At 50.7% G+C, this 507-nt stretch carries 1 pseudogene; it reads right to left on the reverse strand.

Features of this window, described 5'->3' with window-relative positions:
• Positions 1 to 15: 15 nt before the first annotated feature.
• Positions 16 to 507: pseudogene (gene etfA, locus ACWHAR_RS32465) on the reverse strand (electron transfer flavoprotein subunit alpha); the annotation flags it as partial.

Here is a 507-nt window from a genome sequence, read left to right on the forward strand (position 1 = left end):
AGTCCGGGATTTCCTTTATGAGTGTATATTCAATTGTTTGAATTCCTCAGTTAATAACGGGACAACTTCAAATAAATCACCGACGATGCCGTAATCCGCTATTTTAAAGATATCGGCTTCGGGGTCTTTATTGATGGCGACGATCACCTTGCTGTTTGACATGCCGGCCAAATGCTGGATGGCGCCGGAAATGCCGCATGCAATGTACAAATCCGGAGTGACGACTTTCCCGGTCTGCCCGATTTGGAGCGCGTAATCGCAATAATCAGCGTCACATGCCCCGCGAGAAGCCCCGACTGCGGCCCCTAGCACCTCTGCAAGCTCCTGCAGCGGCTGAAATCCTTCCATGCTTTTGACTCCTCGGCCGCCCGCAACGATAATTTTCGCTTCGGAGAGATCAACACCGTCCGCCGTTTTTTTCACGACCTCTTGAATCACAGTGCGGAGGTCAGTAAGAGAGACATTCATGCTTTCGATGCTTCCCGACCTGCTGGTGTCTTTTTCTGA

It is taken from the genome of Bacillus sp. LR--39 (assembly GCF_053613335.1).